Raw genomic sequence first — 19,554 nt, 5'->3', positions numbered from 1 at the left:
CCAAAAGCCGCTGTTGTAATGTCAGTCGACGGTCAGCGGAATGTCAGCGTTTTCTTCCCGCTTGCGTTCTTCCGGCCGGGATCCTCACCACCCCGTCAGCAACAGGTGATTGACGAGCAGCGCGAGTACGGCCTGTCCGGCCAGCCACGCACGCGGCACCGTCAGGAACGCGCCGGCCGGCAGCAGCCACAGGGCGAAGGGCAGCCAGATGCGTTCCGTCTCCGCCTTGCTCATGCCGGACAGGTCCGCGACGAGCAGAGCGAGCAGTGCGGCGGCGACGAGCAGCGCCAGGCGGCCTGCCGACGTCCGGTCGCGTCGCAGGAGGGTCGCCCCGGTGCGACGCAGGCCGGCCGCCGTCGCCGGGCCCACGATGATCGCCGTACCGGCCAGGTTCGCCCACACCCAGTAGCCGTACGGGCGGACGCCGCCCGAGCCTTGGTGGTAGCGGGTGACCAACAGGCGGTACGCCTCCCACCAGTTGAAGCCCAACGCGGTGAACACGACTGGTACGACGGCGAGTCCGGCCAGGACGAGGGGCAGCGGGCGGGTGCGGGCGCGGCCCAGGAGGAGGACGGCGGCGGCGATCAGGGCGAAGAGGGTGAGGCCGTACGAGAGATAGGCGGCCAGACCGAAGAACAGGCCGGACGCGAGGCCGAACGTGCGGCTGGTCCACCGCGGCCGGTGTCCCGTGACCGCCAGCGCGAGCAGGGCGAGTGCCCACGCGGCGACCGCCGCGAAGTACCCGTCGACCGAGGTCCCCACCCACACCGCGGCCGGCGCCAGCGCCAGGAAGGGGGCCGCCCGCCGGGCCAACTCCTCGTCGGCCAGGGCCCGTAGCGCGACCAGGACCGCGACCGCCCCGGTGGTACCGACGGTGATCACGAAGGCACCGGCCCAACCGCCGCCGCCCAGCCCGATCCGGTCCAGCAGGACGAAGGTGAGGGTGGCGCCCGGCGGGTGCCCGGCGACGTGGGCGGGCCAGTTGTCGGGCGAGTCGATCAGGATGTGATGGGTGAAGTCCCGCAGGGCGTACGGGATGTCGTGGAAGCGGCCGACGGAGCGCAGGTACTCGCTCCTCGTCGTCAGCTGTTCGGCGACTCCTCGGTACCAGCCGTCCACCAGAGCCAGGGACCAGGTCCACGCCGAGCCCGTCGCCCAGACGGCGAGGAGCAGCGGGCGCCAGGGGAGCCGGGCGGCGAGCGCGGGGCCGTAAGCCACGACGCCGGCCGCGACGGCGAGCGCGGCCGGGGTGCCCGGACCCACGTGCGGGTGCCAATCCGCGAGCAGGGGCGGCCAGTTGACGCGGAGGGAGCCGTCTCGGTGCTGGATCGCTCGGCCGACGAGGACGGCGGCGAGGACGAGGAGCGCTGCCGCGAGGGCCGCGTACAGATCGCGGCGGAGGTCGCGGGAGGGGGCCCGGGGAAGGCCACGGGGGAGCCGGCGCCGAGGGGCGCGGGAAAGGGCGGGGAGAAGGTCGCGGTGCACGCGGGAACGCTAGGCCGCCGTGGCCCGCCCGAGACGCTGACGTGGGCGGACGTCAGACTTTCGTCATGGTTCGCAGACCCTTTCAAGGGTGGTCGCGGACCTACGGTCGGGGCATGCCACGCTCTCCCTTCTCGCCCGCGTTCTGGCGCAGCCCGTTGCGCGGGCCCTGGTTCACCTCGCTGCTCGGCCTCGTCCTGCTCGGCGGGATCACGGTGCTGTTCGTGACGGGACTGCTGTCGTACGCCGCCTACAACCCCGACCTGTCGCCGGTGAACGACAAGACCCCCGGCAAGGGGCTGCTCGGCTTCTACCTGTTCGCCTGGCCGACCGACCCGCACTGGCTCTACCGACTCACCCAGGGCGTCCATGTGACGCTGGGGATCACACTGATCCCCGTCCTGCTGGCCAAGCTGTGGTCGGTCGTGCCCAAGCTGTTCACCCTGCCGCCGGCCCGCTCCCTGGCCCACGCGCTGGAGCGACTCTCGCTGTTGCTGCTGGTCGGCGGCGGCCTGTTCGAGTTCGTCACCGGCGTCCTGAACGTCCAGCTCGACTACATCTTCCCCGGCTCCTTCTACGCCCTGCACTTCTACGGCGCGTGGGTGTTCTTCGCCGCCTTCGTCGCGCACGCGGTGCTGAAGACGCCGCTGGCCCTGCGGAATCTGCGCGAACTGCGCGGAGCGAGTGGGCCGGCCGAACTGCGGGGTGAGAAGGACGAGTTGACCTCCCCGAACCCCGCCCCGCCCACCGTGTCCCGGCGTGGGGCGGTCGGGCTGGTCGGGGGCGGTTCGCTGTTGCTGTTCGGTACGACGGTGGGGCGGAGCTTCGACGGGCTGCGCTGGAGTGCCGTCCTCGCCCCGCACGGCGGCGCCGAACCCGGGAACGGACCCGGCGACTTCCAGATCAACAAGACGGCCGCGTACGCCGGGATCAGCGAGACCGAGACGAGCGAGGAGGCCTGGCGGCTGGTCGTGAGGGGGCGCGGCGGTACCGTCCGGCTCAGCCGTGCCGAACTGCTCCGACTCCCGTTGCACAGCGCCGCGTTGCCCATCGCCTGTGTCGAGGGTTGGGCCACCTCCGACCAACTGTGGCGCGGGGCACGGCTGCGGGACCTCGCCGCCCTCGTCGGACACGACGACCCGACCGACGTCTTCGTCGAGTCGCTGCAACGGCACGGCGCGTTCCGCCACGCGGCCCTGCGCGCCAACCAGGTCGGCGACCCACGCTCCCTGCTCGCCCTGTTCGTGGGCGGTGCGGAGTTGACCCCCGACCACGGCCACCCGGCCCGGATCATCGTGCCCGCGGCACCCGGAGTGCTCAACACCAAGTGGGTCGGCCGGCTGACGTTCGGAGACCTGTGATGCGACCGACCCTCGGAGTTCTGTGATGCGCCCCCGGTTCCAGCTCGGCAGCACGTTCCAACTCCTGCTGCTCGCCTGTTCGTTCGCGCTCGCCGCCTACGCGGGAGTGCAACTGCTCGCGCGTGACTGGTTCGGCGTCGCGCTGTGGATCGTAGGCGTCGCCCTGCTCCACGACCTCGTCCTGCTGCCGCTGTACGCGGCGGCGGACCGCGCGCTCGTGCGGGCGGCGGGCCCACGCCGACGCGCGGTGATGTACGTCAGGGTGCCCGCCGCCCTGTCCGGGCTGCTTCTGCTGGTGTGGTTCCCGCTGATCGGCGGCGAGGTGGCGGGGCGTTACACCTCCGCCACCGGCCTGTCCGCCGACGGCTTCGCGACCCGCTGGCTGCTGCTGACGGCGGTGCTGTTCGGCGGCTCGGCGCTGCTGTACGTACTGCTGCACGCGGTGCGGCTGCGCAGGGCGACGAAGGAACGGCCGTCGGCCGACCACTGATCGACGGCACGCCAGCCCGCGCGGTCGCCGTGCCGCAGCAGGGCCGGCGTGCCGAGCCGGGCCCACGGGAAGGCGGTGCCGACGGTCCCGTGGGCGTCGGCGACGCGTACGTGGATCTGCTCGTCGACGTCCAGACCGGCCACCGTCTCGGCGATCAACAGGCCGCCGGGAGCGAGAAGTTGGGCGGTACGGTCGAGCAAGGCCCGTGGGTCGCCGCCGATGCCGATGTTCCCGTCGATCAGCAGCACCGTGCCCCAACGGCCCTCACCGGGCAGCGGTTCGAAGACCGACCGGTGCAGGGCCTGTCCGCCGAGGGCCACCGTGCGGGCGACGGCCGCCTCGCTCACATCGATGCCGAGCACACGCCGGCCCCGTACGCCCAAGGCCGCGACCAGGCGCCCCGGCCCGCACCCGACGTCCAGCACCGCACCCTCGCACCGCCGCAACACCTCCAGATCCGCCGCGTCGGCGTCCGCACACCAGCGCTCCACCTCCAACGGCAACAGCCAGCCGTCGGCCCGCCGTAGGAAGAGCGGGCCGCGCCCGTTGCGCAGGGCGTCGGAGTAGGGATCGGCGGACCATGGCCGCCCGTCGACCGAGCCGCCTTGCCGGAGGCTCCGCTCGGCCACCCTCGCCACTCCGCTCATCGAACCCCCGCTCACCGAATCCCCACCCCGCCCAACTCAGCCCACCGCGCCGCGAACCGTCCCCCGGCCGCCGCTCTCGCCACGACCTCCGCGTCGTCCGCCGTGTCCACGTCCCGAAGGCACGGCAGCTCCCGTACCCGCAGTCCCGCCAGCCGGGCCCGTTGGGCGGCGCCCGTGTGAGGGGTCGACATGGGGACGCCGAGCAGGAGGGCGGGGTTGGGGGCGGCCAGGCCGAGGGCCCAGAAGCCGCCGTCCTCGGCGGGGCCGAAGTACGCGTCGCGGTCGGTGAAGTCGACGGTGAGGAGTTCCGGGGTGACCTGGGGGGTGTCCATGCCGATGAGGAGGGCCGGGCCGGTACAGCCCGCGAAGGCCGCCGCCAGGCGTTCGTCCAGGCCGCCCGCGCACTGCGGCACCACCTCGAAGCCGGGCGGCAGCCAGGGCCCCGGTGCGCCGTCCAGGACCAGGACCCGGCGGTCGGCGGGGGTGCGGGCCACCGTGTCCAGGGTGTCCGCGAGTGCCGCCTCGGCGAGAGCCGCGGCCTCCTCCGGCGTGAACGGTGGGGTCAGTCGGGTTTTGACCCGGCCCGGTCGGGGTTCCTTGGCGATGACGAGGAGTGTGGTCATCGCGGGGCCCCTTCTCCGGTGGGGCGTTCGGCCAGTACGCGGTTCATGTCGCGCACCGCCTGCCAGGTACCGCGCCAGGTGCCGGTGACCTTGGAGGCACCGAGGCGCGGGTGGTACGGGACGTCGTACTCGGCGATCCGCCAGCCCGCCTCGGCGGCGCGGACGACCATCTGGAGCGGGTAGCCGCTGCGGCGGTCGGTCAGGCCGAGGTCGAGGAGGGGTTCGCGGCGGGCGGCGCGCAGGGGGCCCAGGTCGTGCAGGCGCAAACCCGTGCGGCGGCGCAGGAGTTGGGCGAGGGCGAGGTTGCCGGCCCGGGCGTGCGGCGGCCAGCTGCCGCGGCCTTGCGGTCGGCGCCGGCCCAGGACCAGGTCGGCCTCGCCGGAACGGATCCGGTTCACGAAGGGCACCAGGTCGGCGGGGTCGAGAGACGCGTCGCAGTCGCAGAAGCAGACGATGTCCGCCGTAGCGGCCAGCAGGCCCGCGTGGCAGGCGGCGCCGAAACCGCGCCGCTCCTCGCGCACGACGGTCGCGCCGAGCGCGTGGGCGAGGTCGGCCGAGCCGTCCGTGGAGCCGTTGTCCACGACGAGGGCACGCCAGCCGGGCGGCACACGCGCCAGGACCCGGGGCAGCGCCTCGGCCTCGTCGAGACACGGGAGCACCACGTCGACGCCAGGCGACGTCATGGCCGGGAAGGGGCTGGGAGCGGGGGTGGTCGTCACGGTCTCACCCTACGAACGGAGAACGGGCATTTCGGACTTCGGATCCTTACGAAACACGGACGTCAGGGGCCTGCCACGGCATCCGCGCGTGCCGGGTGCGAGGCTGGCCGCATGGAGCAGCAGCAGCCGTACGCACCGGACGGGGCGAGGGTCCTCGTCGTGGACGACGACCCCACCGTCGCCGAGGTCGTCTCCGGGTACCTCGACCGGGCCGGATACGTGGTCGACCGGGCCGGTGACGGCCCCGACGCGCTGGCCCGGGCCGCCGCGCACTGGCCGGATCTCGTCGTCCTCGATCTGATGCTGCCCGGCATGGACGGCCTGGAGGTGTGCCGGCGGATGCGGGGGCAGGGGCCCGTGCCGGTCATCATGCTCACCGCGCGCGGCGACGAGGACGACCGCATCCTCGGCCTGGAGGTCGGCGCCGACGACTACGTCACCAAGCCCTTCAGCCCCCGCGAACTGGTCCTGCGCGTCGAGTCGGTCCTACGCCGTGCCCGGCCGGCGTCGGCGCCGCGCGGCCCGTTGCGCGCGGCCGGCCTCTCGCTCGACCCGGCGGCCCGCCGCGCCGTCAAGGACGGTGCCGAACTCGCCCTCACCATCCGGGAGTTCGACCTCCTCGCCTTCTTCCTGCGACATCCCGGGCGCGTCTACAGCCGGGAGGACCTGATGCGGGAGGTGTGGGGGTGGGACTTCGGTGATCTGTCGACCGTGACGGTCCATGTCCGGCGGCTGCGCGGCAAGGTCGAGGACGATCCGGCCCGGCCCCGCCTGATCCAGACCGTGTGGGGGGTCGGCTATCGGTTCGACGCGTCGGGGCAGGACGCCGGGGGACAGGGCGGCGCGGCACAAGACGCCGGGGGACAAGACACCGCAGGACAAGACACCGCAGGACAAGACGCCCCCGGACAGGGGGCGTGAGGCATGCGTGACACCCTGCTCATCGTTCTCTTCGCCTTCCTCGGCGCAGCCGCGGCCGGTCTCCTCGGGGCCGGCGTCCTGCTGCTGATCCGACGGCGTTCGGTCGTCGCGCACCTCGCCGTGGTGGCCGCCGTCGCCGTCACCGCGATGCTCGCGGGGACGCTGGCCGTCGCGCAGGCGATGTTCCTGTCCAGCCATGACCTGAGTGTCGTCACGACGGTCGTCGCCATGGCCACGGTGGTCTCCCTGGCCACCGCTCTGCTGCTGGGCCGTTGGGTCGTCGGCCGCAGCAAGGCCCTCGCGCTCGCCGCCCGTTCCTTCGGCGACGGCGGTGACTTCACCACCCCCGAGGGCCCGGCGACCGCCGAACTCGCCGCCCTCAGCCGGGAGTTGGAGAACACGAGCGCCCGTCTCGCCGAGTCCCGCGAACGCGAACGTGCCCTGGAGTCCTCCCGGCGTGAACTCGTCGCCTGGATCTCCCACGACCTGCGCACCCCGCTGGCCGGCCTGCGTGCGATGTCCGAGGCGCTGGAGGACGGCGTCGCCGCCGACCCCGACCGCTACCTCCGACAGATCCGCACCGAGGTCGAGCGCCTCAACGACATGGTCGGCGACCTCTTCGAACTCTCCCGCATCCACGCGGGGGCGCTGGCGCTGAGCCCCAGCCGGATCTCCCTGTTCGACCTCGTCGGCGACGCGCTGGCCGGTGCCGACGCGCTGGCGAGCGAACACGGCGTGCGGCTGGTCGGTGACCGGGTCGAACCCGTGCCGGTGGAGGTGGACGGCAAGGAGATGAGCCGGGTGCTGGGCAACCTCCTGATCAACGCGATCCGCCGCACCCCGGCCGACGGCACGGTCGCGGTGGCCGCCGAACGCTCGCCCGAAGGCGTGGTGCTGTCCGTCACCGACGGCTGCGGAGGCATCCCGGAAGAGGACCTGCCCCGCGTCTTCGACACGGGGTGGCGGGGGACCCATGCCCGAACTCCCCCTGCGGGAGCGGGCCTTGGCCTCGCCATCGTGCGGGGCATCGTGGAGGCGCACCAGGGTCGGGCCACCGTACGCAACATCCCCGGGGGATGCCGGTTCGAGGTGACGCTGCCGGTTCCGGTGCCGGAGGGGTGAGCCGCGCGGCCGTCGCCACGCCCACCGCACCCCACTCCACTCCAGCCCGCCCCTCACTCCGCCGCAGCGAACTCCCGCATCCCCTCCTCGAACCCCACCCCCGCCTTCCATCCCAACTCCGTGCGCAGCAACGTCGAGTCGGCCGCGATATGGCGTACGTCGCCGAGTCGGTACTCCCCGGTGATCACCGGCTCCGGGCCCCCGTGGGCCTCCGCCAACGCCCGGGCCATCTCGCCGACCGTGTGCGGTTCGCCGCTGCCGGTGTTGTAGACCGTCAGCGCGCCTTCGCGTGAACTCGCCTCCAGTGCGGCCACGTTGGCCGCCGCCACATCCCGTACGTGCACGAAGTCCCGTAGCTGGCGCCCGTCTTCGAAGACGCGCGGAGCCTCACCGCGAGCCAGCGAGGAGCGGAAGAAGGAGGCGACGCCCGCGTACGGGGTGTCACGGGGCATGCCGGGGCCGTACACGTTGTGATAGCGCAGCGACACCGCCGAGCCGTCGGTCGCCCGGGCCCACGCCGCCGCCAGGTGCTCCTGGGTCAGCTTGGTCGTCGCGTACACGTTCCGCGGGTCGACCGGGGCGTCCTCCCCGACCAGCCCGCGCGACAACTCCGCCGCGCAGACCGGACAGGACGGCTCGAAGCGGCCGGCGTCGAGGTCGGCGACCGCACGCGGGCCCGGCCGTACGACCCCGTGCGCGGAACAGACGTAGCGCCCCTCGCCGTACACGACCATCGACCCGGCGAGCACCAGCCGCCGTACGCCCGACTCGGACATGGCGGTGAGCAGCACGGCGGTGCCGAGGTCGTTGCGGGAGACGTACTGTGCGGCGTCCGCGAAACCGGCGCCGAGGCCGACCATCGCCGCCTGGTGGCAGACCGCGTCGACGCCGGACAGGGCACGACGGACGGCGTCCGGGTCCCGTACGTCGCAGGCGGGGTCGGCGCGGTCGTCGTACACGACGGGCTCGTGCCCGTGTGCCTCCAGTGCCCGCACGACATGGGACCCGATGAACCCGGCACCGCCGGTGACCAGTACACGCATGCGCCCACGCTAGGGCGGCATCCGCACCGAATGCGGAGTCACGCCCGGTACGTCATGGGTCCGTAAGACCTGCCGTACCGCTGAGTGGGAGCCGTACGGTGAACACCGTCTCTCCCGGCCCTCCGCCCAACTCGATCGTCCCGCCGTGCGCCCGGATCAGCGCGTTCGCGACCGACAGGCCCAGGCCGCTGCCGCCCCGGTCGCGGCTGCGGGCCTTGTCCACGCGGTAGAAGCGGTCGAAGACGCGCTCCCGGTCGGCGGCCGGGATGCCAGGGCCCGCATCCGTGACCCGGACCGTCGCGCTGGAGCCCTCGGCCGAGACCGACACGGAGACGGGCGTGCCGACGGGCGTGTGGATGGCCGCGTTGGTGAGGAGGTTGTCCAGGACCTGGCGGATGCGTTGCGGGTCCAGGCGTAGACGGAGCGTCTCGGGGCCGTCCTCGACCGTCAGCGGATGGTCGGGGTGGCTCGCGCGGAACGCGTCCGCGGCCTCCTCGGCCAGTTCCACCAGGTCCGCGTCCCGCATCCGCAGCGGCGCCTCCACCTCGGCCGCGTCGAGGCGGGCGAGCAGCAGCAGGTCGTCGAGGAGCACGCCCATGCGGGCGGCCTCGGCGCGCAGCCGGGCGAGGTGCTTGTCGCGCTCCTCGGGAGCGTTGGCGGCGGCGTACTGGAAGAGGTCCGCGTAACCCCGTACCGACATGAGCGGCGTACGCAGCTCGTGCGAGGCGTCCGCGACGAACCGGCGCAGTCGCTGCTCGGCCTCCGCGCGGACCGCGAGGGAGTCGTCGATGTGCTCCAGCATCGTGTTGAAGGCGGTGCGCAGTTCCTCGACCTCCGGGCCGCCGCCCCGCTCGTCCGCACGCAGCGGCAGCCGCGCCGCCGACTCGGTCAGGTCGTGCGAGGCGATGCCGTGCGCGGTGTGGGCCATGTCGCTCAGCGGCTGCAGACCGCGCCGCAGCAGTCGCCGGCCGAGCACCACCAGCGCCAGCAGCGCCGCCCCGAAGGCGACCACCTGGATGATGACCAGCTGCTGGACCGTGTCGTCGATGTTGTCCATCGGCGCCCCGCTGACCAGCACCACCCCGGGCTCGACCTCGCAGCCGCGCAGCCGGTACTCGCCCTCGCCCGTGATGTGCCGGGTGCGCAGCACCTCGGTCTTGGCGGAGACCTGCGCCTTGGCCAGGGCGGTGAGGTCCTTTATGTCCGTGGGCAGGTCCGAGCTGTCCTCGGGCTTGCGCAGCACCGGGTCGCCGTCTCTGACGTCGTACACGGCGTAGTACCAGCGGTAGTACTTCTTGCCCTCAAGGGAGCCCTTCGCCGCGATGTTCTTGGACTGGGCGGTCTGGGCGAGGCCGAGCTGGTCGTCGAGCTGGGCCGACAGATAGTCCCGCATGTAGGTCGTCAGGGCGGTGCCGACGACGGCGAACGCCACCAGGGCCAGCGCTCCGAGCCCCAGCGCGAGCCGGGTACCGAGCCGCAGCCTCCCGTACGTCCGGCGCAGCCGCCCGATCACTCCGCGACCTGCCGGACCACGTACCCGAAGCCCCGCACGGTGTGGATCAGCGGCTCACCCGTGTCGTCGAGCTTGCGGCGCAGCCGGCTGACGACCAGCTCGACCACGTTCGAGCGGCCCCCGAAGCCGTACTCCCACACATGGTCGAGGATCTGCGCCTTGGTCATCACGGTCGGCGACTTGCGCATCAGGAAGCGCAGCACCTCGTACTCGGTCGGGGTGAGCGTGAGCAGCTTGTCGCCGCGCCGCACCTCGCGCGTGTCCTCGTCCATCGTCAGGTCCGCGACCTGGAGCACCGACCGCTGGAACCCGGGCCCGGCGCTGCGCCGCAGCACCGTCCGCAGCCGGGCCATCAGCTCCTCCACCGCGAACGGCTTGACCAGGTAGTCGTCACCGCCCCGGGTCAGCCCCGCCACCCGGTCGGCGACCGCGTCCCGCGCGGTCAGGAACACCACGGGCACCATCGTCCCGGAGCCGCGCAGCCGGTCGAGCACGCCGAACCCGTCCAGGTCCGGCAGCATCAGGTCGAGCACCACGATGTCCGGATGGAACTCGGCGGCCCGCCGCAGCGCCTCCTCGCCGGAGTTCGCGGTGACCGCCTCCCAGCCCTCGTAGCGGGCGACCGTCGCGACGAGATCGGCGATCGGCGGGTCGTCGTCCACGACGAGGAGTCGTACTTTTTCCACCCGCACATAGTGCGCCACTCGGGCGCGGATGCCACTGCCGGTGTCCTCGGGCGACCGGATCGATAAGCACTTGAAAGTTGTCCGACAGTAAAACGACAGCTCTGGCCAGCCAAGCTTCGGATATCCAGGTCCCGATCTAGGAGCTGCCGTCCCGTGACGACCGTCCAATCGCCCCCCGCGCCCCCCACGGCGATACGGCCCAGGGTGGTGGCGCGCACGAGCCTGTACGCCGTGCTGGCCGCGAACGTGGCCGTGGTCGCCTACTTCTTCGGCCAGGCGGGTTTCGCCTCCAACGCGCTGATCGTGATCGGCCGGGTCACCGGCCTCTACGGCGCCCTCCTCATGGCCTTCCAGCTGGTCCTCGTGGCCCGGCTGCCCTGGCTCGACCGCCGCATCGGCATGGACCGGCTGACGTCCTGGCACCGCTGGACCGGCTTCGGCATCCTGTGGACGCTGCTGGCGCACGCCGTCTTCATCACCTTCGGCTACGCGGACGGCACCGGCGTGGGCCCGATCAGCGAGGTCGTGGACCTCGCCGAGACGACCGAGGGCGTGTTCCGCGCCGTCGTCGCCTTCGGCATCATCATCGTGGTCGGCGCGGTCTCCGCCCGCTCCGCCCGCCGCCGCCTCGCCTACGAGACCTGGCACTTCATCCACCTGTACACCTACGTCGCCGTGGTGCTCGCCTTCACGCACCAGGTCGCGGTCGGTACGACCTTCACGTCCTCGTCCGCCGCGACGACGTACTGGTACGGGGTCTGGGGCGTCGCCCTCGGCTCGGTGGTCCTGGGCCGCGTGATCCTCCCGCTGTGGCGCAACACCCGCCATCAGTTCCGCGTCTCGGCGGTCGTGCCCGAGTCCCACAACGTCGTCTCGATCACCATCACCGGCAAGGACCTCGACAAGCTGCCCGCGCAGGCAGGCCAGTTCTTCCTCTGGCGCTTCCTGACCCGGGACCGCTGGTGGCAGGCCAACCCCTTCTCCCTCTCCGCCGCCCCAGACGGCCGCAGCCTGCGCCTCACCGCCAAGGCGGCCGGCGACGGCAGCGCCGCCCTGCGCCACCTGAAGGTCGGCACCCGCGTCTTCGCCGAGGGCCCCTACGGCGCCTTCACCACCCTGCACCGCACGAAGGCGGAGTCCCTGCTCATCGCCGGCGGCGTCGGCGTCACCCCGATCCGGGCCCTCCTTGAGGACCTGGAGGGCCACGCCGTCGTCCTCTACCGCGTCTCCTCCGACCGCGACGCCGTCCTCTACGACGAACTGCGCGACCTCGCCCTCGCCAAGGGCGCCGAACTCCACCTGGTGACAGGACCGCCCGTGCCCGACCGACTGGCGCCGCGCGAACTGGCCCGGCTGGTACCGGACATCGGCGACCGGGACGTCTTCCTGTGCGGACCGCCCCCGATGATGAACGCGGTGCTGCGCAGCCTCGGTGACCTGGGCGTGCCCAAGCAGCAGATCCACTTCGAGCGCTTCAGCCTGGCCGGTTGAGAGAGACTGAGAGAGCCATCGTGAAGCGAGCCATACCCGTCGTCGTCCTGAGCATCGCCGGTCTCGTCCCGGTCTGGCGCTACGAGCCGTCCCTCGGCACGACGACCACCGAAGCCTCCGAGCCCGCCTCGGCGCCGTCCACCTCCTCGGGCACCTCGTCCGGCACGGTCGTCAAGGGCACGCTGGTGAACACCGAGAAGGGTCCCGTGCAGGTCCAGGTGACCTTCGACGGCGACAAGATCACCGCCGTGAAGATGCTCCAGCAGCCGAACCACCCTCAAACGACGGCCGCGGTACCGCAGTTGGTCTCGGAGACGCTGGAGGCGCAGAGCGCGGACATCGACACGGTGTCCGGCGCGACGATCACCAGCGGCGCCTACAAGGAGTCCCTCCAGGCCGCGATCGACGCGAACGACGAGGCGGTGTCGGCGTCCCCCTCGGCGTCCGACTCCCCATCGGCCTCGCCCTCTTCGTCCCCTGCCGACGTCTCGCAGGCCCTCACCGGTTCCACGGTGAACACGGAGAAGGGTCCCGTGCAGGTTCAGGTGACCCTTGAGGGCGACAAGATCACCGCCGTGAAGATGCTCCAGCAGCCGAACCATCCGCAGACGACGGCCGCGGTGCCGCAGTTGGTCTCGCAGACGCTGGAGAAGCAGAGCGCGGACATCGACACGGTGTCCGGCGCGACGATCACCAGCGACGGCTACAAGGAGTCCCTCCAGGCCGCCCTCGACGCGAAGGCCGCCTGAGATGCGCCGCGTCGAACACGTCATGGGCTTCCCGGTGTCGTTGCGCGTCGATGACGAACTCGGCCAAGAGGTCGATGGCGAGGGCGATTTCGAGGCCACCGCCGACGCCGTCTTCGCGTGGCTGCGCGAAGACGACGCCCGCTTCAGCCCGTTCAAGGCGGACAGCGAGGTCTCCCGCTACGACCGCGGCGAGCTGGAGCGGCACGAACTCAGCGCCGACCTGACCGAGATCCTCGCCCTGTGCGAGCACTACCGCCTCGCCACGGGCGGTGCCTTCGACGTCCGTCTGCCCGGCCGCCGCCTCGACCCCTGCGCGGTGGTCAAGGGCTGGTCCGTGCAGCGGGCGGCGGAGCTGCTGACGTCCGCCGGTGCCCGGAGTTTCTGCCTCAACGCCGGGGGAGACGTGGTGACTTCCGGTGGTCCCTGGCGTGTCGGCGTACGGCACCCCGAGCACGCCGACCGGCTGTGCACCGTCCTGGAGCTCACCGACGGCGCGGTCGCCACCTCCGCCCGCTACGAGCGTGGCGACCACATCATCGACGGCCGCACCGGGCGTCCGGCGACCGGCCTGCTCAGTCTGACGGTCGTCGCCGACTCCCTGACGGAGGCCGACTCGGTCGCCACGGCCGCCTTCGCCATGGGCACCGAGGGCATCGACTGGGCCGCCTCGCTAGCTGGTTGCGAGGTGTTCGCGGTCGACGCGGACCGGCGGGTGCTGCGCACGCCCGGCTTCCCGAGCGTCGCGAAGCAGCCCGCGGCGGCCTGAGCGGACGTACGAGAAGAGCGGGCGTACGACAAGAGGCGGGCCGCCGGTTTCTCAACCGGCGGCCCGCCCTTCGCTGTTGTGCCAGGTGTCAGCCGACGTCGGAGGCGTCCAGGCGGTACAGGCCGCTGTAGTCGCTCACCGCCGTGCCGTGCTTCTTGACCCAGGTGGAGATCTCGGAGTTGGTGCCCTGCCCGCCGTCACTGCTGACGACGATGTAGTGCAACTTGCCCGACTTCACCAGGCTCTTGAGCTTGGCCAGGGTCATCGCGTTGTCGGAACCGGACCAGCCGCCCATGGAGATCACCGGCTGACCGGACTCCAGGATGATCGAGGAAGCGGTCTGGTCGGTGGCCACCGCCACCAGCCAAGTGGCGCCGTCCTGGTGCTTCTTGAGGTAGGTGATCTCCGCGGAGGAGACCGACCCGCCGCCCATGCCGCCGGTGGTGCCGGACTCAGTTTTGGATGACGAGCCGGTGCTCGACGAGTCGGCACCCGAAGACCCCCTGCCCGACGGCGCGCTCCCCGACGGAGGCGTCCCCGTGGACTGTCCGCCCGAGCCGCTCTTGCCGCTCGAACTGCTGCCGCCGGGACCGCCGTTGCCGCTGGGCCGCTGACCGCCGCCCATGCCACCGCCGCCGCCCATACCGCCACCGGTGCTCGGTCCGGCCGTCGGGTTCGTGCCGTTGGTGCTGGAGGTCGCCGCCGACACCGAGTACGCGGCGGGCCCGGCGAGCAGCGCGACGATCGCCGCCAGTACCGCGATGCCCGTCAGTCGCTGCCGCTTGGTGAACCGCCCGACCAGGAGGCCGATCACGGCCGCAGCGCCGGCGACCCCGGCCACGACCTCCGCGACCGTGTACAGCGTCCCGGAACCGGAGACCCGCTGGAGCAGGACGACCGCCCACACCGAGCTCACCGCGATCGCCGCAGGCAGCACCCAGCCCCACTTCGCCGCCGAGCCGTCCTTGAAGGCGCGGTACAGCATGACCCCGCCCGCGCCGGCCAGGGCCGCGATGCCGGGTGCCATGGCGGTGACGTAGTACGGGTGGAACGTGCCCTCGGCGAGGGCGAAGGTCAGGTAGTGCAGGACGAACCAGCCGCCCCACAGCATCAGCGCCGCCCGCTTGCCGTCTGTCCGGGGTGCCCGGCCGCGCAGCACCAGGCCGCCGATCAGGGCGATCGCCGCGAAGGGGATCAGCCAGGAGATCTGGCCCCCCATGATGCTGTTGAACAGCCGGTAGACGCCCGCCTCGCCGCCGAAGCTCGCGCCGTTGCCCTGCGAGCCGACCGACGAACTCGCCCCGAAGATACGGCCGAAGCCGTTGTAGCCGATGACCAGGTCCCAGACCGTGTTGTCGGTCGAGCCGCCGGTGTAGGGGCGGGAGGAGGCCGGGATCAGGTCGACGACCACCATCCACCAGGCGCTGGAGGCGATCAACGCCACCGTGCCGACGGCCAGGTTGCGGATGCGGCGGCCCACGGAGATGCGCGTGGCCCACAGGTAGACCAGGAAGAACGCGGGCAGGACGACGTACGCCTGCATCATCTTCGTGTTGAACGCGAAGCCGATCGCGACCCCGGACCACACCAGCGGCATGAGCCTGCCGGTGCGCACGGCCTTCATCAGCGCGGCGGCGCCCAGCAGCATCAGGAAGACGAGGATCGGGTCGGGGTTGGTGTCGCGGTTGATGGCGACCGTGATCGGGGTGAGCGTGAGCACGAGGGCGGAGATCGTGCCCGCCACCACGCCGAAGTCCCGCTTGACCATGCGGTACAGGAGGGCGACGGAGCCCGTGCCGACCGCGACCATCGGCAGCATCAACTGCCAGGTGCCGTACCCGAAGACGCGGGCCGACAGGCCCATCACCCACAGCGCGAACGGTGGTTTGTCGACCGTGATGAAGCTGCCGGAGTCCAGCGCGCCGAAGAAGAACGCCTTCCAGCTCTTGGTGCCGGAGTAGACGGCCGCGTCGTAGAAGGTGTTGCCGGTGATGGAGGAGAGGTTCCAGGCGTACAGCGCCGTCGCCAGGACCAGGATCGCCCACAGCGCGGGGCGGGCCCAGCGCGGGTCCTCGGGGGCGCCGGTGAACAGCCTTCTGATGCGGGGGACGGGCGGGGTCGTTGCCCGGTGCCGGCCGTCCTGGGCCGGGGGCGCGGGGGGCGGGGCGAGGGTCGTCATGACGCGTACTCCAGGTGCTCCGAGCGGGAAGAGGCGTGCGCCCCGGTGGGCGGTACTTCGAGGGACTCGCGGGCGGCCGGCACCTGGGGAGTGCTCGTCCGCCGGGATACGTCGGTGACGCGGGTGCGGCCGGTCACGGTGGCGCGCAGCATCCGGCGCACGCCCCTGAGGTCGTCGAGGGCGGTGCGGACGATGTCCACGCGGCTGTCGGGGTCGTCGACCCAGTCGACCGGCACCTCGTGGATGCGCAGCCGGTTGCGCTGGGCCAGGACCAGCAGCTCGGTGTCGAAGAACCAGGCGGTGTCCTCGATGTGCGGGGCGAGCGCGCGGAACACGTCGGCGCGCACCGCCTTGAACCCGCACTGCGCGTCCGAGAAGCGGGCGGCGAGGCCGAGCTTGAGGAGCAGGTTGTACGAGCGGGAGACGAACTCCCGCTTCGGGCCGCGCACCACGGCCGACTGCCGGTGCAGCCGGCTGCCGATCGCGAGGTCGCTGTGCCCGGACAGGAGCGGGGCGACCAGGGGAAGGAAGCCCTCCAGACCGGTGGAGAGGTCGACGTCCATGTAGGCGACGACGTCCGCCGTCGACTCGCTCCACACGTCCTTCAGCGCCCGGCCCCGGCCCTTGGCCGCCAGCCGGACGGCGTGCACGTGCGGCAGCGACTCGGTGAGCGAGGCCGCCACCCGCCAGGTGCCGTCCGTGCTCGCGTTGTCCGCGATCGTGATGCGGAACGGGAACGGGAAGGACTCTTCGAGGTGTGCGTGGAGCGTGCCGACACTGTCGGTGAGGACGTGCGCCTCGTTGTGGACCGGCACCACCACCTCGACCGACCGGCGTCGGACGCCTCCCGCGTTCGTTTCGTTCATGTCAGCGACCATCCGGGCGCTGTCTGGGGGATCCCTGAGCGACCTCTGAGCGGAAAGTGAGAATCAGCGGACTCACAGGCAGGGCACAGCGTGATGACTACGGACCCCAAGAATCCGGCCCTGCGGCGGGGTCGGCGGCCCGGTTCGTAACGGGCGGATGAATCTCGCCCGCTCCAGGCGATACGTCAAAACCCGGACGGTTTAGACTCTCCCGGCAACGGCCTGTGACCGTTGGCCAAAGCGGGCATTTTCTGCCAGTCCCGAAGGGTATTCGGCGTTTTGATACGGATAGATTCAGTCACCAAGCGGTACCCGGACGGCACGGTGGCGGTCGATCGTCTCTCGTTGGAGATACCCGACCGCTCGATCACCGTCCTCGTCGGTCCTTCGGGCTGCGGCAAGACGACGACCCTGCGCATGATCAACCGGATGATCGAGCCGACCGAGGGCACCATCCTCATCGACGGCAAAGACGTCATGAAGCAGCCGGTCAACACCCTGCGCCGGTCGATGGGTTACGTCATCCAGAACGCCGGGCTCTTCCAGCACCGCACGATCATCGACAACATAGCGACCGTGCCCCGGCTGCTGGGCTGGAGCAAGGACAAGGCCCGGGAGCGGGCCCGGGAGCTGATGGGCCGGGTCGGCCTCGACGGCGCGCTCGCCAAGCGCTACCCCTACCAGCTCTCCGGCGGCCAGCAGCAGCGCGTAGGCGTGGCCCGGGCGCTCGCCGCGGACCCGCCGGTGCTCCTCATGGACGAGCCGTTCTCGGCCGTCGACCCCGTGGTCCGCAAGGGTCTGCAGGACGAACTCCTGCGCATCCAGGAAGAGTTGGGCAAGACCATCGTCTTCGTCACGCACGACATCGACGAGGCCGTCAAGATCGGCACGATGGTCGCGGTGATGCGCACCGGCGGCAAGCTCGCCCAGTTCGCACCGCCCGCCGAGCTGCTGTCCGCCCCCGCCGACGCGTTCGTCGAGGACTTCCTCGGCGCGGACCGAGGCATCCGCCGGCTCTCCTTCTTCTCCTCCGCCGGCCTCGACCTGCTGACCACGCCGATCGTGGCCGTCGACGCCACCGCCGAGCAGATCGCCGCCCGCACCACCCCGGACGCGCCCTACCTCCTCGTCACCGACCTGAACGGCAAGCCGCTGGGCTGGAGTGAGCCGGGCGCCCTGGCCGCCGGGCGGATCGACCCCGCCCGCCTCGTGTCGCACGGCCGGCCCTTCGTGCACGGCAAGGAGTCGCTGCGCGCCGCGCTCGACGGCTCCGTGCTCTCGCCGACCGGCTGGGCCGTCGCGGTCGACACCGAGGGCCGGGTCGCCGGCGTCGTCTCGCAGCAGACCATCGGCGAGGCCATCCGGGCCGCCCACGCCGAGGGCCGCGCCGACGCGAAGGTCGCCGGATGAGCGGCTTCTTCGACATACCCAGCGACCTCCAGAACACCTACTGGGGCCTGGTCGGACTGCATCTGCGCGAGGCCCTGATCCCGGTCCTGGCCGGCCTGGTCGTGGCGCTGCCGATCGCCCAGCTCTGTGTGCGGCTGCGCTGGCTGTACCCGCCGGTGCTGTGGATCACGACCGTGCTCTACGCGATCCCCTCGCTCGCCTTCTTCGTCGTCCTCATCGACTACACCGGCCAGACCGAGACCACGGTGATGATCCCGCTGGCCGTCTACAGCCTGGTCGTGTTCGTGCCGGCGATCGTCGACGGCGTCCGCTCGGTGCCGCAGGAGACCCTCGACGCCGCCACCGCGATGGGCCTCGGACCGATCCGCCGCTACGTCCAGGTGCAGTTGCCGATCGCCGCGCCCGCGATCATCGCCGGCCTGCGGGTGGCGACGGTGTCGAGCATCTCGCTCGTCAGCGTCGGCATGCTGATCGGCAACCAGGGCGGCCTCGGCAACCTGCTCAACGACGGCATGATCTACCACCAGCCGCGCCTGATCTGGCTGTCCGTCATCGGCACCGCCGTCCTCGCCATCCTCGCGGACGCCGTCCTGGTCGTCATCCGGCTGGTCGTCACGCCCTGGATGCCGCGCGGTGGCCGCAAGACACGCCCCGTCGACGAACCGGCCCGGCCCGAACCGGTCGCGCCCGCCCTGGAGGACGTGGTCCGGTGAACGTTCTGAACTTCATCAACGACTTCTTCAGCAACAGCGCCCACTGGCACGGCTACGACGGCATCCCCACCCGGCTGCGCGAGCACATCCAGTACTCGCTGACCGCCCTCGCCATCGCCGCCGCCATCGGGCTGCCCATCGGCCTGCTCACCGGCCACACCGGACGCGGCGGCAACTCCCTGGCACTCATCGCCACCGCCGCCCGCGCCCTGCCCAGCTTCGGTCTGCTGGTGCTGATGTTCGTGCTGCTCGGCCTCGGCCATCTGCCCGTGATGATCCCGCTGGTCGTCCTCGCCGTCCCGCCGATCCTGGTGACGACGTACGAGGCGATGCGGTCCGTCGACCCGTCCCCGGTGGACGCGGCACGCGGAATGGGCATGGCGGAGCCCCGGATCCTGTTCCAGGTCGAACTCCCGGTCGCGCTCCCGCTGATCCTCAGCGGACTGCGCTCGGCGGCCATCCAGATCGTCTCGACGGCCACCATCGCCGCCTACGTCAGCCTCGGAGGCCTGGGCCGCTACATCGTCGACGGCCTCTACCAGCGCAACTACGAGAAGGTCGTGGGCGGCGCCACCCTGGTCGCCTTCCTCGCCCTGATCACGCTCGGACTGTTCTGGGCGATCAACCGGTTCGCGGTCTCCGCGGGCGTACGCCGCAGCACCTGACGACTCACGAGAAGCGGGGGCCGGCGCGGCCCGGCCGGCCCCCCCCCCCCCCCCCCCGCGGGGGGGCGGGGCCGCCGCCCCCCGCCCCCCCCCCCCCCCCCCCCCCCC

18 protein-coding genes are annotated in these 19,554 nt (G+C 71.9%); 9 read left to right on the top strand and 9 right to left on the bottom strand.

Annotated elements, in window-relative coordinates; genetic code table 11:
• Nucleotides 1-84: 84 nt before the first annotated feature.
• Entirely contained in the window at nt 85-1,485 is a 1,401-nt protein-coding gene (locus M2283_RS29555; protein WP_432423142.1) for a hypothetical protein, read from the bottom strand.
• A gap of 113 nt (nt 1,486-1,598) precedes the next feature.
• Here M2283_RS29555 and M2283_RS29550 point away from each other — a divergent pair, with 113 nt between their 5' ends.
• Nucleotides 1,599-2,843 (top strand): molybdopterin-dependent oxidoreductase, encoded by a 1,245-nt coding sequence (locus M2283_RS29550; protein ID WP_280879479.1) that lies wholly within the window; start codon nt 1,599-1,601, stop codon nt 2,841-2,843.
• 333 nt (nt 2,844-3,176) lie between these two features.
• Here the strand turns inward: M2283_RS29550 and M2283_RS29545 are convergent, their stop codons facing one another.
• From M2283_RS29545 to M2283_RS29535, 3 genes are read right to left on the bottom strand one after another with little or no spacing between them, the layout of a single operon-like run.
• The gene (locus M2283_RS29545) at nt 3,177-3,980 is read right to left on the bottom strand and encodes a class I SAM-dependent methyltransferase (RefSeq protein ID WP_432423141.1); all 804 of its coding nucleotides are present in this window, start codon (nt 3,978-3,980) and stop codon (nt 3,177-3,179) included.
• Between the two features lie 11 nt (nt 3,981-3,991).
• Entirely contained in the window at nt 3,992-4,603 is a 612-nt protein-coding gene (locus M2283_RS29540) for a TIGR04282 family arsenosugar biosynthesis glycosyltransferase (RefSeq protein ID WP_280879477.1), read from the bottom strand.
• Nucleotides 4,600-5,286 carry a glycosyltransferase family 2 protein gene (locus M2283_RS29535; RefSeq protein WP_280879740.1) on the bottom strand — a complete coding sequence of 229 codons (687 nt, stop codon included), beginning with the start codon at nt 5,284-5,286 and terminating at the stop codon, nt 4,600-4,602. The genes M2283_RS29540 and M2283_RS29535 overlap by 4 nt, the downstream gene beginning before the upstream one ends.
• 147 nt (nt 5,287-5,433) lie before the next feature.
• On the opposite strand from M2283_RS29535, the gene M2283_RS29530 reads away from it, so the two are divergent.
• On the top strand, nt 5,434-6,243 hold the full coding sequence (locus M2283_RS29530) for a response regulator transcription factor (RefSeq protein ID WP_280879476.1): 810 nt from the start codon (nt 5,434-5,436) through the stop codon (nt 6,241-6,243).
• A 3-nt stretch (nt 6,244-6,246) separates the two neighbouring features.
• The gene (locus tag M2283_RS29525; protein ID WP_280879475.1) at nt 6,247-7,365 is read left to right on the top strand and encodes a sensor histidine kinase; all 1,119 of its coding nucleotides are present in this window, start codon (nt 6,247-6,249) and stop codon (nt 7,363-7,365) included.
• A gap of 53 nt (nt 7,366-7,418) precedes the next feature.
• On the opposite strand, the gene M2283_RS29520 is transcribed toward M2283_RS29525, so the two are convergent.
• The 3 genes from M2283_RS29520 to M2283_RS29510 are packed head-to-tail and all read right to left on the bottom strand — an operon-like array spanning nt 7,419 to nt 10,607.
• Nucleotides 7,419-8,408: an NAD-dependent epimerase/dehydratase family protein gene (locus M2283_RS29520; protein ID WP_280879474.1), complete on the bottom strand. Its 990-nt coding sequence runs from the start codon at nt 8,406-8,408 to the stop codon at nt 7,419-7,421.
• 52 nt (nt 8,409-8,460) lie between these two features.
• Nucleotides 8,461-9,921, bottom strand: a complete 1,461-nt coding sequence (locus M2283_RS29515) for a sensor histidine kinase (RefSeq protein WP_280879473.1) — start codon at nt 9,919-9,921, stop codon at nt 8,461-8,463.
• Complete coding sequence (locus M2283_RS29510; protein WP_185146008.1) at nt 9,918-10,607, bottom strand: response regulator transcription factor; 690 nt, start codon at nt 10,605-10,607, stop codon at nt 9,918-9,920. The genes M2283_RS29515 and M2283_RS29510 overlap by 4 nt, the downstream gene beginning before the upstream one ends.
• 153 nt (nt 10,608-10,760) lie before the next feature.
• Between M2283_RS29510 and M2283_RS29505 the strand changes: the two genes are divergently transcribed.
• Genes M2283_RS29505 through M2283_RS29495 form a run of 3 tightly spaced genes read left to right on the top strand, consistent with a single transcriptional unit; the run spans nt 10,761 to nt 13,613 of the window.
• Entirely contained in the window at nt 10,761-12,098 is a 1,338-nt protein-coding gene (locus M2283_RS29505; RefSeq protein ID WP_280879472.1) for a ferredoxin reductase family protein, read from the top strand.
• Between the two features lie 20 nt (nt 12,099-12,118).
• The gene (locus M2283_RS29500) at nt 12,119-12,847 is read left to right on the top strand and encodes an FMN-binding protein (protein ID WP_280879471.1); all 729 of its coding nucleotides are present in this window, start codon (nt 12,119-12,121) and stop codon (nt 12,845-12,847) included.
• 1 nt (nt 12,848) lies between these two features.
• A complete protein-coding gene (locus M2283_RS29495; protein WP_280879469.1) occupies nt 12,849-13,613 on the top strand; it encodes an FAD:protein FMN transferase in 765 nt (254 codons plus the stop codon).
• Between the two features lie 88 nt (nt 13,614-13,701).
• Here M2283_RS29495 and M2283_RS29490 read toward each other — a convergent pair whose 3' ends face one another.
• Together M2283_RS29490 and M2283_RS29485 are read right to left on the bottom strand one after the other, a co-directional pair.
• Nucleotides 13,702-15,792 (bottom strand): ArnT family glycosyltransferase, encoded by a 2,091-nt coding sequence (locus M2283_RS29490; RefSeq protein WP_280879468.1) that lies wholly within the window; start codon nt 15,790-15,792, stop codon nt 13,702-13,704.
• A complete protein-coding gene (locus M2283_RS29485; protein WP_280879467.1) occupies nt 15,789-16,658 on the bottom strand; it encodes a glycosyltransferase in 870 nt (289 codons plus the stop codon). The genes M2283_RS29490 and M2283_RS29485 overlap by 4 nt, the downstream gene beginning before the upstream one ends.
• Nucleotides 16,659-16,937: 279 nt before the next feature.
• Here M2283_RS29485 and M2283_RS29480 point away from each other — a divergent pair, with 279 nt between their 5' ends.
• The 3 genes from M2283_RS29480 to M2283_RS29470 are packed head-to-tail and all read left to right on the top strand — an operon-like array spanning nt 16,938 to nt 19,446.
• Nucleotides 16,938-18,068 (top strand): ABC transporter ATP-binding protein, encoded by a 1,131-nt coding sequence (locus M2283_RS29480; protein ID WP_280879466.1) that lies wholly within the window; start codon nt 16,938-16,940, stop codon nt 18,066-18,068.
• A complete protein-coding gene (locus tag M2283_RS29475) occupies nt 18,065-18,781 on the top strand; it encodes an ABC transporter permease (RefSeq protein ID WP_280879465.1) in 717 nt (238 codons plus the stop codon). The genes M2283_RS29480 and M2283_RS29475 overlap by 4 nt, the downstream gene beginning before the upstream one ends.
• Nucleotides 18,778-19,446 carry an ABC transporter permease gene (locus tag M2283_RS29470; RefSeq protein ID WP_280879464.1) on the top strand — a complete coding sequence of 223 codons (669 nt, stop codon included), beginning with the start codon at nt 18,778-18,780 and terminating at the stop codon, nt 19,444-19,446. Before M2283_RS29475 ends, M2283_RS29470 begins: the two co-directional genes overlap by 4 nt.
• The last annotated feature ends 108 nt before the right edge of the window (nt 19,447-19,554 follow it).

Source organism: Streptomyces pseudovenezuelae (assembly GCF_029892565.1).
GTDB classification, from domain to species: Bacteria; Actinomycetota; Actinomycetes; order Streptomycetales; family Streptomycetaceae; genus Streptomyces; species Streptomyces pseudovenezuelae_A.
Note: the sequence above shows the minus strand (reverse complement) of the source record. Positions and strands in the feature narration are given on the sequence as shown.